At 69.4% G+C, this 24964-nt stretch carries 23 protein-coding genes; 17 read left to right on the top strand and 6 right to left on the bottom strand.

Annotated elements, in window-relative coordinates; all coding sequences use genetic code 11:
* Nucleotide 1: 1 nt before the first annotated feature.
* From gcvH to IEX69_RS04205, 3 genes are read left to right on the top strand one after another with little or no spacing between them, the layout of a single operon-like run.
* On the top strand, nucleotides 2–379 hold the full coding sequence (gene gcvH / locus IEX69_RS04215; RefSeq protein WP_085019860.1) for a glycine cleavage system protein GcvH: 378 nt from the start codon (nucleotides 2–4) through the stop codon (nucleotides 377–379).
* 4 nt (nucleotides 380–383) lie between these two features.
* On the top strand, nucleotides 384–3257 hold the full coding sequence (gene gcvP / locus IEX69_RS04210; RefSeq protein ID WP_085019859.1) for an aminomethyl-transferring glycine dehydrogenase: 2874 nt from the start codon (nucleotides 384–386) through the stop codon (nucleotides 3255–3257).
* Nucleotides 3258–3307: 50 nt separating this feature from the next.
* Complete coding sequence (locus IEX69_RS04205) at nucleotides 3308–4066, top strand: pentapeptide repeat-containing protein (RefSeq protein ID WP_085019858.1); 759 nt, start codon at nucleotides 3308–3310, stop codon at nucleotides 4064–4066.
* A gap of 26 nt (nucleotides 4067–4092) precedes the next feature.
* On the opposite strand, the gene IEX69_RS04200 is transcribed toward IEX69_RS04205, so the two are convergent.
* The gene (locus IEX69_RS04200; protein WP_085019857.1) at nucleotides 4093–4869 is read right to left on the bottom strand and encodes a CPBP family intramembrane glutamic endopeptidase; all 777 of its coding nucleotides are present in this window, start codon (nucleotides 4867–4869) and stop codon (nucleotides 4093–4095) included.
* Nucleotides 4870–5067: 198 nt separating this feature from the next.
* On the opposite strand from IEX69_RS04200, the gene IEX69_RS04195 reads away from it, so the two are divergent.
* From IEX69_RS04195 to IEX69_RS04170, 6 genes are all read left to right on the top strand, one after another.
* Nucleotides 5068–6681 (top strand): peptide ABC transporter substrate-binding protein, encoded by a 1614-nt coding sequence (locus tag IEX69_RS04195; protein ID WP_085019856.1) that lies wholly within the window; start codon nucleotides 5068–5070, stop codon nucleotides 6679–6681.
* 159 nt (nucleotides 6682–6840) lie between these two features.
* On the top strand, nucleotides 6841–7770 hold the full coding sequence (locus IEX69_RS04190; RefSeq protein WP_085019855.1) for an ABC transporter permease: 930 nt from the start codon (nucleotides 6841–6843) through the stop codon (nucleotides 7768–7770).
* Nucleotides 7760–8716, top strand: coding sequence for an ABC transporter permease (locus IEX69_RS04185; RefSeq protein WP_085019854.1), 957 nt, complete (start codon nucleotides 7760–7762; stop codon nucleotides 8714–8716). Before IEX69_RS04190 ends, IEX69_RS04185 begins: the two co-directional genes overlap by 11 nt.
* Complete coding sequence (locus tag IEX69_RS04180) at nucleotides 8713–10440, top strand: dipeptide ABC transporter ATP-binding protein (RefSeq protein WP_085019853.1); 1728 nt, start codon at nucleotides 8713–8715, stop codon at nucleotides 10438–10440. Before IEX69_RS04185 ends, IEX69_RS04180 begins: the two co-directional genes overlap by 4 nt.
* 88 nt (nucleotides 10441–10528) lie before the next feature.
* Nucleotides 10529–12433 (top strand): translational GTPase TypA, encoded by a 1905-nt coding sequence (gene typA / locus IEX69_RS04175; protein ID WP_085019852.1) that lies wholly within the window; start codon nucleotides 10529–10531, stop codon nucleotides 12431–12433.
* A 139-nt stretch (nucleotides 12434–12572) separates the two neighbouring features.
* Nucleotides 12573–13100 carry a hypothetical protein gene (locus IEX69_RS04170; RefSeq protein ID WP_157127184.1) on the top strand — a complete coding sequence of 176 codons (528 nt, stop codon included), beginning with the start codon at nucleotides 12573–12575 and terminating at the stop codon, nucleotides 13098–13100.
* Nucleotides 13101–13193: 93 nt separating this feature from the next.
* Here the strand turns inward: IEX69_RS04170 and efeB are convergent, their stop codons facing one another.
* From efeB to efeU, 3 genes are read right to left on the bottom strand one after another with little or no spacing between them, the layout of a single operon-like run.
* Nucleotides 13194–14492, bottom strand: a complete 1299-nt coding sequence (efeB, locus tag IEX69_RS04165; protein ID WP_085019850.1) for an iron uptake transporter deferrochelatase/peroxidase subunit — start codon at nucleotides 14490–14492, stop codon at nucleotides 13194–13196.
* A gap of 17 nt (nucleotides 14493–14509) precedes the next feature.
* Entirely contained in the window at nucleotides 14510–15694 is a 1185-nt protein-coding gene (gene efeO / locus IEX69_RS04160; protein WP_085019849.1) for an iron uptake system protein EfeO, read from the bottom strand.
* Nucleotides 15691–16605 (bottom strand): iron uptake transporter permease EfeU, encoded by a 915-nt coding sequence (gene efeU / locus IEX69_RS04155; RefSeq protein WP_085019848.1) that lies wholly within the window; start codon nucleotides 16603–16605, stop codon nucleotides 15691–15693. The genes efeO and efeU overlap by 4 nt, the downstream gene beginning before the upstream one ends.
* A gap of 170 nt (nucleotides 16606–16775) precedes the next feature.
* Between efeU and IEX69_RS04150 the strand changes: the two genes are divergently transcribed.
* The 4 genes from IEX69_RS04150 (at nucleotide 16776) to IEX69_RS04135 (ending at nucleotide 20136) form a co-directional block, all read left to right on the top strand.
* Nucleotides 16776–17207, top strand: a complete 432-nt coding sequence (locus IEX69_RS04150) for a hypothetical protein (RefSeq protein WP_085019847.1) — start codon at nucleotides 16776–16778, stop codon at nucleotides 17205–17207.
* A gap of 36 nt (nucleotides 17208–17243) precedes the next feature.
* A complete protein-coding gene (gene fdxA / locus IEX69_RS04145; protein ID WP_085019846.1) occupies nucleotides 17244–17570 on the top strand; it encodes a ferredoxin in 327 nt (108 codons plus the stop codon).
* Complete coding sequence (gene dapC / locus IEX69_RS04140; RefSeq protein ID WP_085019845.1) at nucleotides 17571–18686, top strand: succinyldiaminopimelate transaminase; 1116 nt, start codon at nucleotides 17571–17573, stop codon at nucleotides 18684–18686.
* A gap of 145 nt (nucleotides 18687–18831) precedes the next feature.
* Entirely contained in the window at nucleotides 18832–20136 is a 1305-nt protein-coding gene (locus IEX69_RS04135) for a citrate synthase (protein ID WP_085019844.1), read from the top strand.
* A 17-nt stretch (nucleotides 20137–20153) separates the two neighbouring features.
* Here the strand turns inward: IEX69_RS04135 and dapD are convergent, their stop codons facing one another.
* Nucleotides 20154–21113: a 2,3,4,5-tetrahydropyridine-2,6-dicarboxylate N-succinyltransferase gene (gene dapD, locus IEX69_RS04130; protein WP_085019843.1), complete on the bottom strand. Its 960-nt coding sequence runs from the start codon at nucleotides 21111–21113 to the stop codon at nucleotides 20154–20156.
* 40 nt (nucleotides 21114–21153) lie between these two features.
* Between dapD and dapE the strand changes: the two genes are divergently transcribed.
* The 3 genes from dapE to IEX69_RS04115 all read left to right on the top strand — a co-directional run bounded on the left by dapE (nucleotide 21154) and on the right by IEX69_RS04115 (nucleotide 23711).
* Entirely contained in the window at nucleotides 21154–22248 is a 1095-nt protein-coding gene (gene dapE, locus IEX69_RS04125) for a succinyl-diaminopimelate desuccinylase (RefSeq protein WP_085019842.1), read from the top strand.
* A gap of 10 nt (nucleotides 22249–22258) precedes the next feature.
* Nucleotides 22259–23449: a mannosyltransferase family protein gene (locus tag IEX69_RS04120; RefSeq protein WP_085019841.1), complete on the top strand. Its 1191-nt coding sequence runs from the start codon at nucleotides 22259–22261 to the stop codon at nucleotides 23447–23449.
* An 88-nt stretch (nucleotides 23450–23537) separates the two neighbouring features.
* Nucleotides 23538–23711: a DUF3117 domain-containing protein gene (locus IEX69_RS04115; protein WP_085019840.1), complete on the top strand. Its 174-nt coding sequence runs from the start codon at nucleotides 23538–23540 to the stop codon at nucleotides 23709–23711.
* A gap of 72 nt (nucleotides 23712–23783) precedes the next feature.
* Here the strand turns inward: IEX69_RS04115 and IEX69_RS04110 are convergent, their stop codons facing one another.
* Nucleotides 23784–24422 (bottom strand): O-methyltransferase, encoded by a 639-nt coding sequence (locus IEX69_RS04110; protein WP_085019839.1) that lies wholly within the window; start codon nucleotides 24420–24422, stop codon nucleotides 23784–23786.
* A 96-nt stretch (nucleotides 24423–24518) separates the two neighbouring features.
* Here IEX69_RS04110 and IEX69_RS04105 point away from each other — a divergent pair, with 96 nt between their 5' ends.
* Nucleotides 24519–24932, top strand: coding sequence for a twin-arginine translocase TatA/TatE family subunit (locus IEX69_RS04105; protein WP_085019838.1), 414 nt, complete (start codon nucleotides 24519–24521; stop codon nucleotides 24930–24932).
* Nucleotides 24933–24964 lie beyond the last annotated feature (32 nt).

Raw genomic sequence — 24964 nt, 5'->3', positions numbered from 1 at the left:
CATGACCGACGCACTCCCCGACGACCTGGGCTACACCGCCGAGCACGAGTGGGTCCGCATCGACGGCGACACCGCCACGATCGGGATCACCGACTACGCCGCGCAGCAGCTCGGCGACATCGTCTACCTCGACCTCCCGGACGAGGGAGCTGACGTGAGCTCCGGCGCCGTGGTCGGCGAGATCGAGTCCACCAAGTCCGTCGGCGAGCTCTTCTCGCCCCTGGACGGGACCGTGCTCGAGAAGAACGCCGACGCCGAGGCCGCGCCCGAGACCGTGAACGGCGATCCCTACGGCGCGGGCTGGCTGCTCAAGGTGCGCTTCGCCGAGCAGCCCGCGCTCCTGACGGCGGCCGAGTACGCCGCCCTGATCGGACGCTGACCGCATGACCGACGGCTTCGTCTCCCGCCACATCGGAACGGACTCGGCAGCTCAGGCGCGCATGCTCGAGACGCTCGGCTACGAGAGCGTCGACGCGCTGGTCCGTGCCGCCATCCCGACCGGGATCCAGCAGACCTCGTCGCTCGACGCCCTGCCCGTCCCCGCCTCGGAACGCGAGGCCCTCGCCGAGCTGCGGGCCCTCGCCTCCCTGAACCGGGTGAACCGCTCGTTCCTCGGCCTCGGCTACTACGACACCGTCACGCCGGCGGTGATCACGCGGTGCGTGCTCGAGAACCCCAGCTGGTACACCGCGTACACGCCGTACCAGCCCGAGATCTCGCAGGGCCGGCTCGAGGCCCTGATCAACTTCCAGACCATGGTCTCCGAGCTCACGGGCCTCGCCACCGGCAACGCCTCCATGCTCGACGAGGGCACCGCGGCCGTCGAGGGCATGCTCCTCGCGCGCCGCGCCAGCAGGTCGCGCTCGAACGTCTTCGTCGTCGACGCGGATGCGCTGCCGCAGACGCGCGCGCTCCTGGCCTCGCGGGCCGCGCCGGTGGGCATCGAGGTGGTCGAGGCCGATCTGTCCGGCGCCGAGCTGCCCCCGGTGCTGCACGACGCCTTCGGAGCGCTGGTCCAGTATCCCGGAGCGTCCGGCCGCGTGGCCGATCCCTCTGTGGTGATCGCCGCCGTGCACGCGGGCGGCGGCCTCGCGGTCGTCGCCGCCGACCTGCTGGCGATGACGCTGCTCACCCCTCCGGGCGAGCTCGGGGCCGACATCGCCGTCGGGACGTCCCAGCGCTTCGGCGTGCCCATGGGATTCGGCGGCCCGCACGCCGGGTACCTCGCCGTGCGCGACGGCCTCGAGCGGCAGCTGCCCGGGCGCCTGGTCGGCGTGAGCGTGGATGCGACGGGACGGACCGCCTATCGGCTCAGCCTGCAGACCCGTGAGCAGCACATCCGTCGCGAGAAGGCGACATCGAACATCTGCACCGCGCAGGTGCTCCTCGCCGTCATGGCCAGCATGTACGCGGTCTACCACGGCCCGGAGGGCCTGCGAGCGATCGCGGCTCGTGTCGCCTCCCACGCCCGCGCATTCGCCGGGCTGGTCCGGGCCGGCGGGCTCTCGACCGTGCACGACGCCTTCTTCGACACGGTGCTCGTCCGGGTGCCGGATGCGCGGGACGCCGTGGTCAGAGCCCACGACGCGGGTCTCCTGCTCCGACTGGTCGACGGGTCGACCGTCGGGGTGTCCTTCGACGAGACGACCGAACCCGCCGACGTCGCGGCGGTGGCGCGCGTGCTCACCGGCGACCCGACGACCGCGGCGACCGCGGGAGAGACGGAGGGCCTCGGCCTTCCCGCCGCCCTCGCCCGGACGTCGGCGTTCCTCGAGCACCCGGTCTTCGCGTCCCACCACTCCGAGACGAGCATGATGCGCTACCTCAAGCGCCTCGCCGACGCCGACTACGCGCTCGACCGCGGCATGATCCCGCTCGGATCGTGCACGATGAAGCTCAACGCCGCCACGGAGATGGAGGCGATCACATGGCCGGAGTTCGCGGGCGTCCATCCGTTCGCTCCGGAGAGCGACGTCGCGGGCCACCTGCAGCTGATCGACCAGCTCGAGCGCTGGCTGGCCGAGGTGACCGGGTACGACTCCGTGTCGCTTCAGCCGAACGCGGGCAGTCAGGGTGAGCTCTCCGGGCTCCTCGCCATCCGGGAGTACCACCGGTCGCGCGGCGACGAGGGCCGGACGGTCTGTCTGATCCCGTCGAGCGCTCACGGCACGAACGCCGCCTCGGCGGTGCTCGCGGGCATGCGCGTGGTCGTGGTGGCCTGCGACGACCTCGGCAACGTCGACCTCGACGACCTGCGGGCCAGGATCGCGGAGCATGCCGACGCGCTCGCCGCCCTCATGGTGACCTACCCGTCCACCCACGGCGTCTACGAGCACGACATCGCGGAGATCTGCCGTCTCGTCCACGCCGCCGGCGGTCAGGTGTACATCGACGGCGCGAACCTCAACGCCCTCCTGGGCTTTGCGCGGTTCGGGGACCTCGGCGGAGACGTCTCGCACCTCAACCTGCACAAGACGTTCTGCATCCCCCACGGCGGGGGAGGTCCGGGCGTCGGACCGGTCGCCGCGAAGGCTCACCTGGCTCCATTCCTCCCGGGGCATGCGTTCGCTCAGCACGCCGAGCACGCCTCGCTCGAGCTGGGCACGGTCGTGCACGGCGGTCCGACGGTGTCGGCGGCGCCCTACGGCAGCCCGAGCATCCTGCCCATCAGCTGGGCGTACGTCCGGATGATGGGGGCCGACGGCCTCCAGCGTGCGACGGCGGCCGCCGTGCTGTCGGCGAACTACCTCGCCGCGCGCCTCCGCGACGCGTTCCCGGTCCTCTACACCGGCGATGCGGGACTCGTCGCTCACGAGTGCATCCTCGACCTGCGCGAGCTGACCCAGCGGACCGGGGTGACCGTCGACGACGTCGCCAAGCGCCTCATCGACTACGGCTTCCACGCGCCGACGATGAGCTTCCCCGTCCCGGGGACGCTCATGGTGGAGCCGACCGAGAGCGAGGACCTCGCCGAGCTCGATCGGTTCGTGGAGGCGATGCTCGCGATCCGCGCCGAGATCGTCCGCGTCGCGTCGGGGGAGTGGCCGGTCGAGTCGAGCCCCCTGCGGCACGCGCCCCACACGGCGGAGTCGATCGCGGTCGACGACTGGTCGATGCCGTACGACCGCACGACGGCGGTGCATCCGGTGCCGACGCTGGTCAGGGGCAAGTACTGGCCGCCGGTCCGACGGATCGATCAGGCGTACGGCGACCGGAACCTGTTCTGCGCCTGTCCGCCGCCCGACGCGTTCGAGTGACGCGGCACGGGCGCGGGGAGTCGCCGCCGCCGTTTGATATCGTGCAGCCCATGCGCCTGCCTCGACGAAGCCTGCTCGCCCTCGCCGCTCTCGCGACGATCGGCGCTCCGGTGCTGATCGGCGCGACGGCGGCGAACGCCGACCCCGTCTACTCCGAGGGGTCGTGCGTGATCTCCCGGACCGTCGACAACGGCCCGGGGGCGGCGCAGTGCGCCGGCGCCGACCTGAGCGGCGAGAAGCTCGCGGAGGCCGACTTCACGAACGCCGATCTCACGGGCGCCTCCTTCGTGGACGGCGACGTCCAGGGCGCGGTCTTCACCGGCGCGAACCTCGCGGGGACGGACTTCAGCGGAGCGCGGGTGGTCGGCGCCGACTTCTCGGGCGCGGGCATCGTCCCGGCCTCGATCGACGTGCCCGCCACGTCACCCGACGGTGCCGCGGTCACCTGGACCGTGTCCCCGCCCGCGGGGATGACCGTCGACGGCTGCTCGATCGTCGGGGCCCCCGTCGACCCGGGCGCGACCTTCCCGATCGGCACGTCGGGCATCCTCTGCACGATCTCCACCTCGTCCGACAAGGGGACCGCGTCGGCGGTGATCGTCGTCAACGTCACGGCGCAGGCGACCGCGACGCCGACGATCGCCCCGCTGTTCAGCGACACGCCGGCCGCGGCGCCGTCGTCCTCCTCGACGGGCTCGGGCGGGACGCCGAACTGGCTCATGATCGGCGGCTTCGTCGGCGGCGCCGTCGTCGTGGCCGGCGGCATCGCCGCGCTCGTCGTGTCGAACAGGCGGGGCCGGGCCGAGTAGCCCGCCTGATCGTCCCGGCGGAGACGTCAGCCGAACAGGCCCGGGAAGAGCTGCAGGGCGAGCGGATACCCCACGAACGACACGATGTCGATGATCCAGTGGGCCACCACGAGGGGCATGACCCGTCCCCACCGGCGGTAGCACCATCCGAAGACCACTCCCATGACGACGTTGCCGAAGAACGGCCCGATGCCCTGGTAGAGGTGATAGCTTCCGCGCAGCACCGCCGACGCGAGGATGATGCGCCACTCGCCCCAGCCCAGCTGTCGCAGCCTCGTGAAGAGGTACCCGACGACGATGACCTCCTCCTGGAGTGCGGCACGCAGCGCCGCGAGGATGAGGACGGGCACGGTCCACCAATAGGTGTCGAGCGGCGAGGGCACCACGGTGACGGTGAAGCCCAACTGCCGTCCGACGACGTAGAGCAGGATGCCGGGCACGCCGATCACCGCGACCAGGAGCCAGCCGCGACCGAGATCGCTCCACGGCCTCCGCAGGTCGAACCCCAGCCTCCGGAACGGGCTCCCGCCCGAGATCGCCAGCAGGTAGAGCGCGAGGGCGACCGGCACGAGGTCGAAGCCGATCGCCAGGAGCTGATAGACGAGGTCGAAGACGGGCCGGTCGCTGAGGGAGCCGTTGATGGTGGCGGTCTGTCCTGAGAGCGGCGTCTCGGCGGTGAGTCGCTGCACGATCTGGACGATCGAGTAGACCGCGGATGCGCCGAGCGAGACCCCGAGCACGAGGGCGATCTCCGTCCACAGCCGACGCCTGCGGAGATGGGCCCATCGGGATGCTCGAGTCATGGATTCACTTTTCTTGCGTGAGGCGCGGAATCCACGCATCGGCTGTGGAGGGTCCACAACATTCTGCTGGAATTCGTTTCGTCTCTGTAACTTTCTCCGGCGCTATTTGATCTGTGCGCACCCCCCACCTAGGGTACTTCTCTAGGTTGCGGCCCCCGATCGGGGCTGCGCCATGCCCCCACTTGCACAGGAGGAAAATTGAAGATTCGACGGATAGGGGTCGGCGTCATCGCGCTGGCCGCGGCGAGCGCTCTCGCCCTGTCCGGATGCGCCACCGGCTCATCCGACAGTTCCTCGGGCAGCTCGTCCGCGGTGATCACCACGAACGGCTCCGAGCCTCAGAACCCGCTGATCCCCACCAACACCAACGAGACCGGCGGTGGCAAGATCCTCGACGCGATCTTCGCGGGTCTGGTGTACTACGACGCGACCGGTGCTCCCCAGAACGATCTGGCCGACAGCATCACGACCGACGACTCGAAGACCTTCACCATCAAGATCAAGGACGGCGAGACGTTCTCCGACGGCAGCCCCGTCACGGCGAACTCCTTCGTCGACGCCTGGCAGTACGGTGCGCTCCTGTCGAACAACCAGCTGAACAGCTACTTCTTCGAGGACATCGAGGGCTTCAGCTACGACGAGGACAGCCCGCTCACGGGCCTGAACGTCGTCGACGACCAGACCTTCACGGTCACGCTGAAGGAGGCGCGCTCCGACTTCCCGCTGCGCCTCGGCTACTCGGCGTTCTACCCGCTGCCCGAGTCCGCCTTCAAGGACATGGACGCGTACGGCCAGAACCCGATCGGCAACGGTCCCTACAAGCTCGCCAGCGACACCGCCTGGCAGCACAACGAGAAGATCGACCTCGTCCCGAACGAGTCGTACAACGGAGGCCGCAAGGCGAAGAACGGCGGGCTCAGCATCGTCTTCTACGCCACGCAGGACGCCGCGTACTCCGACCTGCTCGGCGGCAACCTCGACGTCCTCGACGCCGTCCCGGACAGCGCCTTCGGCACCTACCAGTCCGACCTCGGTGACCGCGCGGTCAACCAGCCGGCCGCGATCTTCCAGTCGTTCACGATCCCGGAGCGCCTCGCGCACTTCGGCAACGACGAAGAGGGCAAGCTGCGCCGCGCGGCGATCTCGATGGCGATCAACCGTCCCGAGATCACCCAGGTCATCTTCCAGGACACCCGTACCCCGGCCTCCGACTTCACCTCGCCGGTGATCGACGGCTGGAGCGACTCGCTCGAGGGTGCTGACGTCCTGCAGTACAACCCGGACGAGGCGAAGAAGCTGTGGGCCCAGGCCGACGCCATCTCGCCGTGGTCGGGCACCTTCCAGATCGCGTACAACGCGGACGGCGGCCACCAGGGCTGGGTCGACGCCGTGGCGAACAGCATCAAGAACACCCTCGGGATCGACGCCTCCGGCGCTCCGTACCCGACGTTCGCCGAGGCTCGCACCGCGATCACCGACCGCTCCATCCAGACCGCGTTCCGCACCGGATGGCAGGCCGACTACCCGGGTCTCTACAACTTCCTCGGACCGTTGTACGCGACCAACGCCTCCTCGAACGACGGCGACTACTCGAACCCCGAGTTCGACCAGCTGCTGCAGGAGGGCGCGGCCGACTCCGACCTCGCCGCCGCGAACGAGAAGTTCCAGCAGGCCCAGGAGGTGCTCCTCAAGGACCTCCCGGCGATCCCGCTCTGGTACTCGAACGTGACCGGTGGTTACGGCGAGAACGTCCAGAACGTCCAGTTCGGCTGGAACTCGGTGCCGCTCTACTACGAGATCACCAAGAACTAGCATCACCAGCACGGGGGCGGCAGCGACAGCTGCCGCCCCCGTCCTGCGTGTGCCAGGGACGCTCACGAGGCGTACCCTGTCCCTTTGAACTCTGGCTCTTCCAACCCAAGATTGGCCCCCCACCCCATGTCCACCTCTGAGAAGGGCGCCGCGTAGCAGATGGCCGGCTACATCCTCAGGCGTCTTCTGCAGGCGATCCCCGTCCTGCTGGGAACGACGTTCCTCATCTACTTCATGGTCTTCGCGATGCCCGGAGACCCCCTCCTCGCCCTGTTCGGCGACAAGACCCCCAACCCGGCTCTGCTCGCGCAGCTGCGAGCCGAGTACCACCTCGACCAGCCGTTCATCGTGCAGTACTTCCTGTACCTGGGCGGGATCTTCGTCGGCGACTTCGGCACCTCCTTCTCGGGGGAGCCGGTCACGCAGATCCTGGCTCGGACCTTCCCGGTCACGATCCAGCTCGCGATCCTCGCCCTCGCGATCGAGTTCATCGCCGGTGTGCTGATCGGCCTCGTGTCGGGCCTCCGCAAGGGCAAGCTGTTCGACGCGACCGCCCTCGTGGTCAGCCTGATCCTCATCTCGCTGCCCATCTTCGTGATCGCGTTCGTCGCGCAGTTCGTGTTCGGGATCCAGCTGGGATGGGCGAGGACGACGGTGTCCACCGGTGCTCCCATCCAGGACCTCATCCTCCCGGCGTTCGTGCTGGCGAGCATCTCCTTCGCTCAGATCGTGCGACTGACGAGGTCGTCGGTCATCGAGACCTCGGGGCTCGACTTCGTGCGCACGGCCTACAGCAAGGGTCTGTCGCGCCGTCGCGTCGTGCCGGTGCACATCCTGCGCAACTCGCTGATCCCCGTCGTCACCTATGCGGCGACCGACTTCGGCGTGCTCCTGGTGGGCGCCACGGTGACGGAGGGCATCTTCAACGTGCCCGGTGTCGGCCGCACGCTCTACCAGGCGATCATCCGAGGCGAAGGACCCACGGTCGTGTCCTTCGTGACCGTGATGGTGCTCATCTACCTGGTCGTCAACCTGATCGTCGACCTGCTCTACGGCCTTCTCGACCCGAGGATCCGCTATGTCAAGTAACACACCGACCCGGTCCGCGAATCACTACGTCGCACCGCTGGAGGAGACCCCTCTCGTCGCGGTCGACGCCGTCAAGGTCGCTGAGAAGCCGAGCAACCTCTGGATCGACGCCTGGCGCGACATGCGCCGCCGGGTGATGTTCTGGATCTCGGCCGCGATCATCCTGCTCGTCGTCATCGTCGCGCTGTTCCCCGGGCTCTTCACGCAGACGCCGCCTAACGACGACTGCTTCCTCTCGAACAGCAACGGCGGGCCTACCGACGGCCACCCCCTCGGGTACACCAAGCTCGGCTGCGACATCTACTCGCGCATCATCCACGGCACCAGCACGTCGCTGTCCGTCGGGATCATCGTGATCATCCTCACCACCGTGCTGGGGATCCTGTTCGGCATGTTCGCGGGCTACTACGGCGGCTGGATCGACTCGGTGCTCTCCCGTGCGGGCGACATCTTCTTCTCGATCCCCTACATCCTCGCCGCCGTGGTGATCATGAGCGTGTTCTCGGCCTACCGGAACGTGTTCGTCATCTCCCTGGCGATCGGCATCTTCGCGTGGCCCTCCACAGCGAGGGTGTTGAGAGCGGAGATCCTCAGGGTGAAGAACTCCGACTACGTGATGGCCTCCCAGGCCCTCGGCGTGTCCCGCTTCCGCATCCTGATCCGGCACGTGCTGCCGAACTCGATCGCCCCGGTGATCGTGGTGACGACCATCTCGCTCGCCGCAGCGATCGTGGCCGAGGCGACGCTGTCGTTCCTCGGAGTCGGCCTGCCCAACTCGACGATGTCGTGGGGCAACGACATCAGCGCGGCTCAGACCGACCTGCGCACCGCGCCGCAGACCCTCATCTACCCCTCCATCGCGCTGTCGATCACCGTGCTGAGCTTCATCATGCTCGGCGAGGTGGTCCGCGACGCGCTCGACCCGAAGGCGAGGGCTCAGCGATGAGCGACCAGACCGGCAAGCCGCTGCTCGAGATCAAGGGTCTCGAGGTCGGCTTCAGGAACCAGGGCGGGGTCGTCCCCGCCGTCCGTGGCGTCGACATCACCCTCAACGCGGGCCAGACCCTCGCGATCGTGGGGGAGTCGGGGTCGGGCAAGTCCACGACCGCGCACGCGATCATCAACCTGCTCCCCGGGACGGGCGCCATCACCGGCGGCAAGGTCTTCTTCGACGGTCAGGACCTCACGGCCCTGAACGAGAAGCAGATGGAGGACGTCCGCGGCAAGCTGATCGGCTTCGTCCCGCAGGACCCGATGTCGAACCTCAACCCGGTGTGGAACATCGGCTTCCAGGTCGAGGAGACGATCCGCGCCAACGGCATCGCGACCGGCAAGCGCGAGGTGAAGCAGCACGCGATCCAGGTGCTCAAGGAGGCCGGCCTCGCCGACGCCGACAAGCGCATGAAGCAGTTCCCGCACCAGTTCTCGGGCGGCATGCGCCAGCGCGTGCTGATCGGCATCGGCCTGTCGTCGCGTCCGAAGCTGCTCATCGCCGACGAGCCCACCTCGGCGCTCGACGTCACCGTGCAGCGGAAGATCCTCGACCACCTCGAGACGCTGACGCGCGACATCGGCACGGCACTGCTGTTCATCACGCACGACCTCGGCCTCGCCGCCGAGCGCGCCGAGCAGCTGGTCGTCATGTACAAGGGCCAGATCGTCGAGTCCGGCCCGTCCCGCGAGATCCTGCAGAACCCGCTGCACCCGTACACGCAGCGTCTGGTGGCCGCGGCGCCGAGCCTCGCTTCGCGCCGCATCCAGTCGTCGGCGAAGACGATCAGCGACCTCGACTACGCACGCACCAAGGTGACCGAGGGCGTCGATCTCATCGCTGCTGCGGAGGAGCGCGTCGCGCACCAGCCGAAGGAGCGTCGTCCGAACGCCATCGAGGTCACCGACCTCACGAAGGTGTACAAGCTGCGCGGGGTCAAGGGCTCGGCGGCCAACCTCACGGCGTCCGACAAGGTCTCGTTCGCGATCGAGCGCGGCACGACGACGGCGCTCGTGGGCGAGTCGGGGTCGGGGAAGTCGACCGTGGCGAAGATGATCCTCAAGCTCGAGGAGCCCACCAGCGGCTCCATCAAGATCGGCGGCGAGGACATCTCGGGCCTCAAGGGCAAGCAGCTGCTCGCCCTGCGTCGCAAGATGCAGCCCGTCTTCCAGGACCCGTACGGCTCGCTCGATCCGCTCCGCAACATCGGCAACACGATCGCCGAGCCGCTGCAGACCCACAAGGTGGGCGACGCCGCGTCGCGGAAGGCCCGTGTGAAGGAGCTGCTCGACCAGGTCGCGCTGCCCCAGACGCTGATCACCCGCTACCCGAGCGAGCTCTCCGGCGGACAGCGTCAGCGTGTGGCGATCGCCCGCGCGCTCGCGCTCAAGCCCGAGATCGTGGTGCTCGACGAGGCGGTCTCCGCGCTCGACGTGCTGGTGCAGGCTCAGATCCTCCAGCTGCTCGCCGAGCTGCAGGAGGAGCTGGAGCTGACGTACCTCTTCATCACGCACGACCTGGCGGTGGTCCGGGTGATCGCCGACAACGTCGCCGTGATGCAGCACGGACGCATCGTGGAGGCGGCGACCACCGACGAGGTCTTCGACTCGCCCAAGGAGCAGTACACTAGGGAGTTGCTGAACGCCATCCCCGGTGCGAACATCGCCCTCGGCGTCTAGCCCGCGGGCGCAGCCGCCCGCTCTCGCATCTCGAGTCCGCGGGTGGCCGTGCCACTGAGCGGGTTCATGACTCCAAGGAACTCAACTCATGGCACTGGCCACCCGCGCAGACCTGCGCAACGTCGCGATCGTCGCCCACGTCGACCACGGCAAGACCACCCTCGTCGACGCGATGCTCAAGCAGACGAACTCGTTCGACGCGCACTTCGAGGCCGACGACCGGATGATGGACTCGAACGACCTCGAGCGTGAGAAGGGCATCACGATCCTCGCCAAGAACACGGCGATCTCGTACAACGGCGTCCACGCGGGCGACACCCCGATCACGATCAACGTCATCGACACGCCGGGCCACGCCGACTTCGGCGGGGAGGTCGAGCGCGGTCTGTCCATGGTCGACGGCGTGGTGCTGCTCGTCGACGCGTCCGAGGGTCCGCTCCCGCAGACCCGCTTCGTGCTCCGCAAGGCGCTCGAGGCGAAGCTGCCCGTCATCCTGCTGGTCAACAAGACCGACCGCCCGGATGCCCGCATCGACGAGGTCGTCGGCGAGGCCCAGGACCTCCTGCTCGGCCTCGCGTCCGACCTGGCCGACGACGTGCCCGACCTCGACCTCGACGCCATCCTCGACGTCCCGGTGGTGTACGCCTCCGGCCGCAACGGCGCCGCGAGCCTGAACAAGCCCGAGAACGGGTCGCTGCCCGACAACGACGACCTCGAGCCGCTGTTCGGCGCGATCCTCGAGCACATCCCGGCGCCGACGTACGACGACGAGGCGCCCCTGCAGGCGCACGTCACCAACCTCGACGCGTCGCCGTTCCTCGGCCGCCTCGCGCTGCTGCGCGTCTTCAACGGCACCATCAAGAAGGGCCAGCAGGTCGCCTGGGTCAAGCACGACGGATCCGTGCAGAACCAGCGCATCACCGAGCTGCTCATGACCAAGGCGCTCACGCGCTTCCCGACCGAGTCCGCGGGCCCCGGCGACATCGTCGCCATCGCGGGCATCGAGGAGATCACGATCGGCGAGACCATCGCCGACCCGGAGGACGTCCGTCCGCTCCCGGCCATCGTCGTCGACGAGCCGGCGATCTCGATGACCATCGGCACCAACACCTCGCCGCTCGTCGGCAAGGTGAAGGGGCACAAGCTCACCGCCCGCATGGTGAAGGACCGTCTCGACCGCGAGCTGGTCGGAAACGTGTCGCTCCGGGTCCAGGACATCGGCCAGCCCGACGCGTGGGAGGTGCAGGGCCGCGGTGAGCTGGCGCTGGCCATCCTCGTCGAGAACATGCGCCGGGAGGGGTTCGAGCTGACCGTGGGCAAGCCCCAGGTGGTCACGAAGGTCGTCGACGGCAAGACCCTCGAGCCCTACGAGCACCTCACGATCGACGCACCCGAGGAGCACCTCGGCGCGATCACGCAGCTCCTCGCCGCGCGCAAGGGCCGCATGGAGAACATGTCGAACCACGGCACGGGCTGGGTGCGCATGGAGTTCATCGTGCCCTCCCGCGGCCTCATCGGGTTCCGTACCGAGTTCCTCACCATCACGCGCGGCACCGGCATCGCGAACGCGATCTCGCACGGCTACGACGAGTGGGCCGGGCAGATCGTGACCCGCAACAACGGCTCGATCGTGGCCGACCGCGCGGGTGTCGTGACGCCGTTCGCCATCATCGGCCTCCAGGAGCGCATGACGTTCTTCGTGAACCCCACCGAGGAGGTCTACGAGGGCATGGTCATCGGCGAGAACTCGCGCGCCGACGACATGGACGTGAACATCACCAAGGAGAAGAAGCTCACCAACATGCGCTCCTCCACGGCCGACACGTTCGAGTCGATGACTCCGAGCCGCCAGCTCTCCCTCGAGGAGTGCCTCGAGTTCGCCCGCGAGGACGAGTGCGTCGAGGTGACCCCCGAGACCGTGCGCATCCGCAAGGTCGAGCTCGACGCCCAGGCCCGCGCGCGCAACACCGCCCGCCTCAAGCGCCAGGCGTAGCAGGTCCAAGGTCGCGAAGGCTCTTAGCCGGGTCCGTGTTCGCGCACAGATCTCCGTGCATATCTTGGCCTGGCCCCCATGCGGGGGCCAAAAGTGCAAGGCTCTGACCAGTTCCTGAATCTGAGGGAAGGGGTAGGCCATGATGACGACCAATGAAGCGAAGGCGTTGGACCTTGCTGATGCGAGCGGCGTGGATGGGTCAGTGGGTCATCGCAGGAGACGCCGACGGGGCTGGATGGCTGCTGTGGGCGCCACACTTGCCGCGCTATTCACTGCGACGGCCACGGCTCCGGCATCAGCGAGTGATCTGACGGTCGTGTCGGTGGGAACGTCGAGTCTGGTCAGCGGAAACACCGACTACCAGGACTATGGGACGACCTTCACCCTTGCGGTAGTCGGGCATTGGAGTGGTCACACCCTTGAGTCGATCGACATCTGCTCGGGTGCGCTGGGAGATCTGGACACCATCTATGTCAACGCTCTGGCATATACGCAGGATGGGACCACCGTCGAGCTGGGTGCGAAGGATGTGGTCTCCACTGATTGCCAGAGCTGGTCGATCGGGACGTCATACACGCCTGCCAGCGATGGCGAGCTTGTGCGCATCTGGGCGGACGTGACGTACGCTGCCGGTCAGCACCGTCAGACGGTCAGCTTCGTCCAATAGGGCGGGGCCCCAGAGTATGACTCTCGCCACACTGCTGGCCTTTCGCAAGCGCATGCGTATGGCGAAAGGCCAGGAGTGTGGCGAAAGGCGTCTCTAGGCGAAGAGGGAGGCGCCGGGGAAGCTGCCCGTGCGGGCGCCCGGGGGGATCGCCCAGATGCCGCTGCCCACATGGCGGACGTACTCGTTCATCGCGTCGTTCTTCGCCAGGTTCTCCTGGATGGGGATGAACTGGGTCCGCGGGTCGCGCTGGTAGGCGATGAAGAAGAGCCCGGCGTTGAGGCGTCCGAGGTCGTCGTTGCCGTCGACGAAGTTGTAGCCGCGGCGCAGCAGCTGCGCTCCGGAGTTCTGATCCGGATGCGCCAGGCGCACGTGGGAGTCGGCCGCGATGAGCGGCTTGCCGCCCTGGCCGGTGGCGGAGAAGTCGGGAGCGGTGAACTCGGTTCCGCCGGAGTACGGCGCCCCCTCGCCCTTCGTGCGGCCGATGACGGCCTCCTGCTCGCGGAGGGAGGTGCGGTCCCAGGTCTCGATCGTCATGCGGATCTTGCGGGCGACGAGATAGGAGCCGCCGTCCATCCACGACGGACCGTCGCCGGGCTGAGCCCAGACCTGTGCGTCGACCGTGGTCCGGTCCTCGGCCTTGATGTTGGCCGTGCCGTCCTTGAAGCCGAACAGGTTCCGCGGGGTCTGCTGCGCCGTGCTGGTCGAGCTCGTCCGGCCGAAGCCCAGCTGCGACCAGCGCAGGGCGGCCCGGCCGAAGGCGATCCGCGACAGGTTGCGGATGGCGTGCACCGCGACCTGAGGGTCCTCGCTGCAGGCCTGGATGCAGAGGTCGCCACCCGTCAGAGTCTCGACGAGCGCGTCGGCGGGGAAGTGCGGCAGGTCGACGAGGGCCTCGGGCCGCTGGGAGGCGAGCCCGAACCGGTCGGTGCCGTCGGCCGAGGTGAACAGGCTCGGACCGAATCCGAAGGTCAGGGTGAGCCCGGAGGCGGGCAGACCGAGTGCCTCGCCCGTGTCGTCCGGCGGAGCGTCGTAGGGGCCGTTCACGGCCCCGTACCTGCCGGCGGGTGTCCCCGCCGTCATCAGCGCTGCCGCGTCCGCCCAGTCCTGGAGGAGCCCGACGAGGTCGTCGCGCGAGATGTCGGCGACGTCGAACGAGGCGAAGTGGAGCCGATCCTGGGCGGGGGTGACGATGCCGGCCTGGTGGTCGTCGTAGAACGGGTAGACGGTGGCCGCGGTGGCCGTCCCGCCACCCGCCGAGGCGGAGACCGCCTGGCCCACGGCGAACGTGGCACCGGCGCCGAGACCGGCGCCGAGCAGGCCCGCACCGAGCCCGAAGAGCCCGCGGCGGGAGAGGCCGCGGGCTTCGGGTTCCTGGTCGTCGTGCTCGGGCACGTCGTCGATCGTAGTCGTCAGCCGACCAGCGTCGCGGTGAGCTGGCTGAGCGGCTCGCTCAGCGCGTTGACCTGGTCTGCGAGCTGCTTGACCTGCTCGGTGGTCAGGTCGTTGTAGTACACGAACCCGCTGTCGAGGCTGCCGTACGTCGCGAGGGTGCTCTGCAGCGTCTGGAACCGCTGGTCGATCTCGTCGACGAGCTTCGGGTCCTTCTCGAGGGCGATGTCGCGGACGCCCTCGTAGGCGACCTTCGCGCCCTCGAGGTTGGCCTGGAAGTCCCACAGGTCGGTGTGCGACCAGATCTCCTCCTCGCCGGTGATCTTGCCGCTGGCGACCTCCTCGAGCAGGCCGATGGCCCCGTTGGAGATGGCGTCGATCGTCACCGTGTACGACGGGTCGTGCACGGCGTCGTACAGCTCCTGCGTGTTGTCGCGCAGCTTGTCGGCGTACATCGTGCGCTGGTCCTGGGTCAGCGGGGTGTACTCCACGCCACCGTTCTCCGCGGCGGTCGGCGGGAAGAGGTCCTTCTCGATCCGGTGCCATCCGGTCCACTCGTCGCCCTCGGCGACATCGGCCTCGCGGAAGTCGATCTCCGGGTCGAGGTCGCCGAACGACTCCGCGACGGGCTCGATGCGCTCGTAGTTCGCCCGGGTGATGGCGTAGAGCGAGCGGGCGGTGGCGTCGTCGCCGGACGTGTAGGCGTCGAGGAACGTGTCGGTGCCGGTCACGAGCTGGGCGACCTGGTCCTTGACGTACGCCACGTAGTTGGTCGCCGCCTGGTCGACCTGCGCCTGCAGGTCCCCGTCGAGCTCGACACGATCGCCGCTGACGGTGAACGCGGCCTTGCCGACGCCGTCGCCGACCATGCCCGGCTTGCAGACGGTGTAGTAGTCGCCGGGCTGCGCCTGCACCACGAGGTCGCGCGAGATGCCGGGGCCGACGTTCTCGACCTCGCCCACGATGCGCAGGCCGTCGTCTCCCAGCAGGTAGAACTCGGTCACCTGGTCGCCGGAGTTCGTCACCGAGAAGGTGAGCGTGCCGCTCGTCGCGCTGTCGGCGGAGACCGTGCAGGAGTCGGCCGAGCTGTCGACGGTGATCGCGCCCGCCGCGTCGGAGGACGACGGGTTGTTGGGCACGCAGCCGGCGAGGGCGAGGAGGACGACGCCGGCGCCGCCCGAGGCGAGGAGGGGCTTGAGGTTCACGGATGCTCCAGGTGAGGGGTGGTCGAGGTGCTGGGGGTGGTGGCCGCAGCGGCGGGTGCTGTTCCCGCGGGTGCTGCGGTCGCGGAGTCGCCGGCCGATCGCGATCCCGGCTTCCGGAAGGCGAGGACGAGGAACGCGGCCATTGTGGGGACGAAGTAGACGGTCCACGCGATCGCCTCGAGCCAGGTCGTGGCCGGCGAGAAGTTGAAGACGCCCTTCAGGAGGGTGCCGTACCAGCTGTCCGGCGGGATCGCGGCGCTGACGTCGAAGGCCAGCGCGCCGAGCCCCGGCAGGATGCCGGCCTCCTGCAGGTCGTGCACCCCGTAGGACAGCACGCCCGCGGCGACGAGGATGAGGAACACGCCCGACCAGGCGAAGAAGCGGGCGAGGTTGATCCGCACCATGCCGCGGTAGATCAGCCAGCCGAGCACGACCGCGAGGAGGATGCCGAGCAGCGCGCCGACGAGGGGGAGGAGCGTCTGCCCGGTGGCCTGGGCCGCGGCCCAGATGAACAGGGCCGTCTCGATGCCCTCGCGCCCGACGGAGAGGAACGCGAGCAGGACCAGGCTCCACCCCGCGCCGACGAGGGCCTTGTCGATGTCGGCCTGCAGGGTGCCCTTGAGGTTCTTGGAGGTCCGCAGCATCCAGAACACCATCCACGTCACGAACCCGGTCGCGACGATGGAGAGGCTGCCTCCGATCGCCTCCTGCGCCTCGAAGGTGAGGCCGTAGGCGCCGAAGGTCAGGATCGCGCCGAGCCCCAGCGAGACGACGATCGCGATGCCGACGCCGAACCAGATGCGGACCAGCACGTCGCGTCGGTCGAGCTTGCGCACGTACGCGATGAGAATGCCGACGACGAGAGCGGCCTCGAGGCCTTCGCGGAGCCCGATGAGGAAGTTGGCGAGCACGGGGACCTGTTCTGCTGGGTGAGGGATGCCTACCTGAGGTAAGGCTTGCCTTAGGCGTAGCGACTCTAGACCGCGGACCGGATCTTTGTCCAGCGCGAACGACCACGGAGCGGAACGGGGGCGCCGAGGCTCCGGCCCGGCGCTCAGCAACCGCGGACTATCGTGGTCGAGTGCTGTCCGACGCCCCGCCCCCGGCCCCGCGTGCCTCGCTGTCCGCCCGGATCCTCGGGGGCATCGTCTCCCTGCTGCTCGGCGCCGTGTTCGGCGCTCTCGGGACTGTCGTCCACATGGTCACGATCTCCCTCGCCGGCTGGGAGGCGCCCCTCGGGCTCGTGCTCGCGCTGATCGCCCTCGCGCTCCTGCTGCTCGGCCTCCGGCTGAGCTTCGAGTCGCGGCTGTACTCGGTGCTGGGAGCCGTGGGCGCCCTCGGCGTGGTCGCCCTGTTCGTCCTCCCCAGCCAGGGCGGGTCGATCCTCATCACCGGGACGGGGGAGGGGCCCCTGTGGCTCTACGGGGCGGTGATCGTGGCTCTCGTCATCGTCGTCTGGCCCCGGTTCCGCCGCACGCCCGTGCGGTCGGGGCGACCCGATCCCTCGGCGTAGAATCGAAGAGCTGGACCTGAGAGGACCTGAACCACTGTGACCTATGTCATCGCCCTTCCATGCGTCGACGTCAAAGACCGCGCCTGCATCGACGAGTGCCCGGTCGACTGCATCTACGAGGGTGAACGGTCGCTCTACATCCACCCCGACGAGTGCGTCGACTGCGGCGCCTGCGAGCCGGTGTGCCCCGTCGAGGCGATCTACTACGAGGACGACCTCCCCGAGGAGTGGGCCGACTACTACAAGGCCAACGTCGAGTTCTTCGACGAGGTCGGTTCGCCCGGCGGCGCGGCGAAGGTCGGCGTGATCAAGTACGACCACCCGCTGGTGGCCGCTCTGCCCCCTCAGGGCGAGGGTCACTAGGTGGCGCTGGGCGCCCTGCCCGACTACCCGTGGGACGCCATGGCGCCCTTCGCCGCCCGGGCGGCCGCGCATCCTGACGGCCTCGTCGACCTCTCGATCGGATCGCCGGTCGACCCGACGCCCGACGTCGTCCGTCGAGCGCTCTCCGAGGCGACCGACGCGCACGGCTACCCCGCCACCGCCGGCACGCCCGCGCTGCGTCGCGCGATCGTGGACTGGTATGCGCGGCGCCGCGGCGTGACGGGCCTCGACGACGCCGAGGTGCTCCCGACGATCGGCTCGAAGGAGTTCGTCGCCTGGCTGCCCTTCATGCTGGGCCTCGGGCAGGGCGACGTCGTCGTGCATCCGCGTGCCGCCTACCCGACCTACGCCATGGGGGCGGTCATCGCCGGTGCCGAGTCCTTCGCCTCCGACGATCCCGCCGAGTGGCCCGAGGCCACCAGGCTCGTCTGGCTGAACAGCCCGGGCAACCCCGACGGCAGCGTGCTCGAGGTCGAGCAGCTGGTGGCCGCCGTGGCCCGGGCGCGAGAGCTCGGGGCCGTCGTCGTGGGCGACGAGTGCTACGCGGAGCTCGGCTGGGAGGGTCGGTGGGCCGACGAGCCGGTCCCGAGCGTGCTCGATCCTCGCGTGACCGGAGGCGACCTCACGGGGATCCTGGCCGCCTACTCGCTCAGCAAGCAGTCGAACCTCGCCGGCTACCGGGCCGCGTTCGCGGCCGGCGACCCCGCGCTCATCGCCCGGCTCCTCACCGTCCGGAAGCAGGCGGGGATGATGCCGCCCGCTCCCGTGCAGCACGCGATGACGGTCGCCCTCGGCGACGACGCCCACGTGGCCGAGCAGAAGGAGCGCTACCGCGCCAGGCGCGCGGTGCTCGCTCCGGCTCTCGAGCGCGCGGGGCTGCGCATCGACCGCAGCGAGGCGGGTCTCTACCTCTGGGCCACCGAGGGCGTCGACTGCTGGGACACCGTGTCGTGGCTCGCCGACCTCGGCGTCCTCGCGGGCCCGGGCGCCTTCTACGGCGACCACTTCCCGCAGCACGTGCGGTTCTCGCTCACCGCCACCGACGAGCGGATCCGCGCCGCGGCGGACCGCCTGGACGCCCGGCGACGTTCGTAGGCTTCCTCCAATGCCGCCCGCCCGTCTCGGGCGGATGCGACAGTAGGGTTTCCGTCGGTCTAGGCTGTATACGGGCTGACGTCACCGGGGGTCTCGATCCTTCGCGTCTGCTCGGCAATCACGCAGGAACACTCGAGGAGGCGCTGTGACTGACGCCGGTCAGACCGCGAACGACGCACCGAAGGCCACTCTGACCTACGAGGGCACGACCACCGAGCTGCCCGTGCTGAGGAGCGTCGACGGCGCGTCGGCGATCGACGTCTCGCGTCTGACGAAGGACACCGGCCTCACCACGCTCGACTACGGCTTCGTCAACACGGCGGCGGTGAAGTCGCGGATCACCTACATCGACGGGGATCAGGGCATCCTCCGCTACCGCGGGTACCCCATCGAGCAGGTGGCCAAGAGCCTGACCTATCTCGAGACCGCGTGGCTCCTCATCTACGGCGAGCTGCCGAGCGCCTCCGAGCTCGAAGCGTTCGACGAGCGCATCCGCCGTCACACCCTCCTCCACGAGGACCTCAAGCGCTTCTTCGACGCGCTGCCGTACGACGCGCACCCGATGTCGGTGCTCTCCTCGGGCGTCTCGGCGCTCTCGACCTACTACCAGGACTCGACCGACCCCCACAAGCCGGAGGACCTCGAGATCTCGACGATCCGCCTCCTGGCGAAGCTTCCCGTCATGGCGGCGTACGCGCACAAGAAGAGCATCGGCCAGGCGTTCCTGTACCCCGACAACTCGCTGAGCTTCGTCGACAACTTCCTGCGCCTGAACTTCGGCACCCTCGCCGAGCCGTACGAGGTGAACCCGGTGCTGTCGAAGGCGCTCGAGCGGCTCCTCATCCTCCACGAGGACCACGAGCAGAACGCGTCGACGTCGACGGTCCGTCTCGTCGGATCGACCGAGGCGAACATGTACGCCTCGATCTCGGCCGGGATCAACGCCCTCTTCGGGCCGCTCCACGGCGGGGCGAACGAGGCGGTGCTGACGATGCTCGCCCAGATCCGCGACTCGGGCGAGGGCGTGGAGAAGTTCGTCGAGAAGGTGAAGAACAAGCAGTCCGGCATCCGCCTCATGGGCTTCGGGCACCGCGTCTACAAGAACTACGACCCGCGGGCGAAGCTCGTCAAGGAGAGCGCCGACGAGGTGCTCGCGGCCCTGGGCGTCCAGGACGACCTGCTCGACATCGCCAAGGAGCTCGAGGGCATCGCCCTGGCCGACGACTACTTCAAGGAGCGGCGCCTCTACCCGAACGTCGACTTCTACACCGGCGTCATCTATAAGGCGATGGGCTTCCCCACGCGGATGTTCACGGTGCTGTTCGCGATCGGCCGCCTTCCCGGCTGGATCGCCCACTACCGCGAGATGTTCGACGACCCGCAGACGAAGATCGGCCGCCCGCAGCAGCTCTACGTCGGCTCGCCGCAGCGCGACCTCCCCGCTCGCTGAGCGGGCGGGCGAGCGCGTCAGGCGTGCAGGGCGGCGTTGAGCGTGATGCCCGAGCCCGAGCGCGAGACCGCCTCGACCGCGCCCGTGAGGGAGTTGCGGCGGAACAGGAGGTTCGGCACGCCGGACAGCTCGACGGCCTTCACCGTGCGCTCGTCGCCCCCGTCCTTCAGGACCACCTTGGTGCCCGCGGTGACGTAGAGGCCCGCCTCGACCACGGTGTCGTCGCCGATCGAGATGCCCACGCCCGCGTTGGCGCCGAGGAGGGCGCGGCGTCCGATGGCGACGCGCTGCGTGCCGCCGCCGGAGAGCGTGCCCATGATGGAGGCGCCGCCGCCGATGTCGGACCCGTCGCCCACGACGACGCCCTGGGAGATGCGGCCCTCGACCATCGACTGGCCGAGCGTGCCGGCGTTGAAGTTGACGAAGCCCTCGTGCATGACCACCGTGCCCGGTGCGAGGTGGGCGCCGAGGCGGACGCGCGATCCGTCCGCGATGCGCACGCGATCCGGCGTGACGTAGTCGAGCAGGCGCGGGAACTTGTCGACGGCGTAGGCCTGGATGCCCTCGCGAAGCAGCGGACGCCGCAGCCGGTCGATGTCGGCGGGATGCACGGGGCCGGCGTTCGTCCACACCACGTTCGGGAGGTGGGCGAAGATCCCGTCGAGGTTCAGCCCGTTCGGGGCGACCAGGAGGTGGGAGAGCGCGTGCAGGCGCAGGTAGGCGTCGGATGTCGACGCCGGGGGCGCGGCGAGCTCGATCGAGACGGTGACCGTCTCGACGGTGACCGCCCGACGGTCGTCGGGCACGGCCTGCGCGGCGAGGTCGGCGGGGATCCCGTCGCCGCTCGGGGCGACGCCCGTGGCCGGCGCGGGGAACCAGGTGTCGAGCACGCTGCCGTCGGAGGCGACGGTGGCGAGGCCGTGTCCCCACACGTGGGTGGGAGCGGGCGCGGTCGAGCTGAGCGTCTCTGAGGGCATGGATCCCATGCTAGAGGGAGCCCCCGCCTAGACTTGTCGGGTGCCAGACTTCGACCCCGCGCATCCGGTCCTCGACCTCTCGCTCTCGTCCACCGTGCTCACGCAGCAGCTGTGCGACATCCCGTCGGTCTCCGGCGACGAGGGCGTCATCGCCGACGCGATCGTCGCCGCCCTGGCGGATGCGCACCACCTGGAGATCGTCCGCGACGGCGACACGATCGTGGCGCGCACGAACCTGGGCCGTGACCAGCGCGTCGTCATCGCTGGGCACATCGACACCGTGCCGATCAACGGGAACGTGCCGACGAGGTACGAGACCCTCGACGGTGAGGAGTACCTCTGGGGCCGCGGCACCGTCGACATGAAGGCCGGGGTGGCCGTGCAGCTGAAGCTCGCCGCCGAGCTCACCGAGCCGAACGTCGACATCACCTGGATGTGGTACGACCACGAGGAGGTGTCGAACGAGCTCAACGGGTTGACCAGGCTCGCGCGCAACCGGCCCGACCTGTTCGCCGGCGACTTCGCGATCCTCGGAGAGCCGTCGAACTCCAGCGTCGAGGGCGGCTGCAACGGCAACCTCCGAGCCGAGATCCGCGCCTACGGCCTGAGGGCGCACTCGGCCCGTAGCTGGGTGGGCGACAACGCGATCCACAAGGCGGCGCCCGTGCTCGACACGCTGGCGGCGTACGAGCCGCGACAGGTCGAGGTCGACGGGCTCGTCTACCGGGAGGGGCTCAACGCCGTCGGCATCACGGGCGGGGTCGCGGGCAACGTCATCCCCGACGAGGTCATGGTTCACGTCAACTACCGCTTCGCACCGAACCGTTCCGGCGCCGAGGCCGAGGCGCACGTCCGCGAGCTGTTCCCCGGCTACGACGTCCGCATCGTCGACCTCGCGGAGGGCGCCCGACCGGGCCTCGACGCGCCGCTCGCGCAGCGGTTCCTGGAGGCGGTCGGCGGTGAGGCGAAGCCGAAGTACGGCTGGACCGACGTGGCGCGCTTCTCGGCGATGGGGGTGCCGGCGGTCAACTTCGGCCCCGGTGACCCGCTCAAGGCCCATGCCGACGACGAGCGGGTGCTCGTCTCGCAGATCGAGTCGTGCGAGCGGGCCCTGCGCGCCTGGCTGACCGCCTGAGCCCGGCACGGTGGCCTCGCGACTGGCGGTGCGCCTCCGCTCGACCCCGTGGTGGGCGAGGGTGGTGGTGGTCTGGCTCCTGACCAGGCTGCTGACGACCGCGATCATCCTGGTCATCGCGAGCACCCAGGAGCAGAATCCCTGGACCGGCCCTCATCCGCCCTACCTCGCCTACTCCGCGATCTGGGACGGCAACTGGTACAAGATCGTCTCCTTCTACGGCTACCCGTCGACCCTGCCGATCACCGACACGGGCCACGTCGGGGAGAACGCCTGGGCGTTCATGCCCGGATACCCGTTCCTGGTGTCGCTGCTCCGCTTCGCGACGGGCGGGCAGTGGGAGGTCCTGGCCCTCGGCGTCTCGGTGGTCTGCGGGCTCGCCGCCGCCCTCGTCTTCTATCGCCTGATGCGCCACGTGCTCGGGGCCGATGGTCAGGCGCTGTTCGCGGTGCTCCTGTTCTGCGTGGCTCCCGTCTCGCCGCTGCTCCAGCTGTCGTACGCCGAGTCGATGTACACGCTCCTGCTCGTCATCGCCCTCTACCTCGTGGTGCTGCGGCGCTACGGTTGGTTGTTCCTGGTGGTGCCCATCATGGCCTTCACCCGGCCGAGCGGGCTCGCCTTCGCCCTGTTCCTGGTGCTCCACACGGTCGTGCGGTTCGTCACCCGAGCCCGCGATCCCTATCCGCTGCGCCAGCGTGTCCTCACCTCGGTGCTCGCGGTCTACAGCGGTCTCCTCGGCCTCGCCTGGCCGGCGATCGCGTGGCTCGCCACCGGCGACCTGACCGCGTACACCGACACGGAGCTCGCCTGGCGGGCGCCCTACATCGGCTACGTCGAGCTGGTGCCCTTCACCGCGTGGTTCCAGGGCGGCAACTGGTGGCTCGGCGCGCCGCTCGGCGCCATCCTCGTGGTGGTCCTCATCGCCCTCTTCGTGGCGATCCTCTTCTCGCCCTGGGTGAAGCGGCTGGGCGTCGACCTGCGGCTCTGGGTCGGAGCCTACGGGGTCTACCTGCTGGCGGTCTTCTTCCCGCAGTCGAGCACCTTCCGCCTGCTGATGCCCATGTTCCCGCTCCTCGGCGCCGCGGCCGTCCCACGGTCGGTCGTGTTCCGCGTGCTCCTCGTGATCGTGAGCGTGGCTCTGCAGATCGGCTGGCTGCTGATCTGCTGGGCGGTCTACGGCGCCGACTGGACGCCGCCGTGATCCGCTTCGTGACGCGCGGCGGAGCGGCGGGTCGACCGGCCCGGTGAGCATGCGGGATAATGGAACCAGGACACGAAAGGGGAGCCGAATGGCGGCCATGAAGCCCAGGACCGGCGACGGACCGATGGAGGCAGTGAAGGAAGGACGCCTCATCATCGTGCGCGTACCTCTGGAAGGCGGGGGGCGTCTCGTCGTCTCCGTCAACGACGAGGAGGCGAAGGAGCTCCACGACGCACTCGCGGGGGTCGTCAGCCCCGCCTGACGGACAGCCTTCTCCGGCCCCGGTCGCCCTCTCGGGCGCCGGGGCCGTCGTCGTCCCCCCGGACGGCGGCGGCTACTGCGCCGGAGGGCGCTTCACGACCTGGAGCAGGCCGTCGCCGGCCGGCGACACCGCCGAGACGACGACGGCGGAGGCCGCCATCTCGCCGGCGAGCATCCGGAAGTCGCTCTCGACGTCGCCCCGTGAGGCGGGGTCGGCGACACGATCCTCCCAGAGGGCGTGGGGGATGAGCACCACCCCGCCGGAGCGCACGATCCGCAGCGCATGCTCGACGTAGTCGATGATCGAGGCCGGGTCGGCGTCGAGGAGGACGAGGTCGTAGGCGTCGTCGTTCAGGCGGGGCAGCACATCGGCCGCCTTGCCCGTGATGAGTCGGATGCGGTTGGGCGCGGCCCCGGCCTCGAGGAGCGCCGCGCGCGCGATCTGCTGGTGCTCGGCCTCGGTGTCGATCGAGGTGATCGTGGCCTCGGGCGAACCGTCGAGGAAGTACAGCGCCGAGACGCCCACACCCGTTCCGACCTCGACGATCGACGTCGCTCCCGTGGCCGCGGCGATCACGGCGAGCTGGCTCCCGATGGCGGGGGACACCGCCCGAACCCCCAGCTCGATCGAGTGGGCGCGCGCGGCGACCACCCCGGGGCGATCGACGACGACGTCGTCGGCGTACTTCCAGCTCGACTCTTTGCGTGACACAGGACCTCCGATCACCAGCTTAGGCAGTGCCCGTCACCACATCGGGGTGCCACGCGGGCCGGGGGAGCGGCCAGGCCACGGCGATAGGATGCAGGCATGTTCGGCCTGACCTTCGAGAAGCTGCTGCTGATCGGGGTCATCGCCGCCTTCGTCATCGGACCCCAGCGTCTCCCGGAGTACGCCGCCCGGCTCGCGGGCTTCGTACGCCAGCTGCGCGGCATGGCCGACGGCGCCAAGGAGCGCATGCGCGAGGAGATGGGGCCGGAGTTCGACGAGGTCGACTGGAAGAAGCTCGATCCGCGTCAGTACGACCCGCGACGCATCATCCGCGACGCCCTGCTCGAGGAGCCCGGATCCGCTGCGCCCGCGCCCGCGCTGAAGCCCGTGTCACGATCCGGGCCCGGGCCGGCGGCCGCGGCGGCGATGGCGCCCCTGGCCGAGGGCAAGCCCGTCACCCCCGGCGGGCCGTCCGACGTGCGGGGTGTGCCCTTCGACGCCGAGGCGACCTGAGCCGACCGGCGACCTGAGCCGACCGGCGACCC

It is taken from the genome of Cnuibacter physcomitrellae, from assembly GCF_014640535.1.
GTDB classification, from domain to species: Bacteria; Actinomycetota; Actinomycetes; order Actinomycetales; family Microbacteriaceae; genus Cnuibacter; species Cnuibacter physcomitrellae.
The sequence above is the reverse complement of the archived record's forward strand: the minus strand, read 5'-3'. Positions and strand labels throughout refer to the sequence as shown.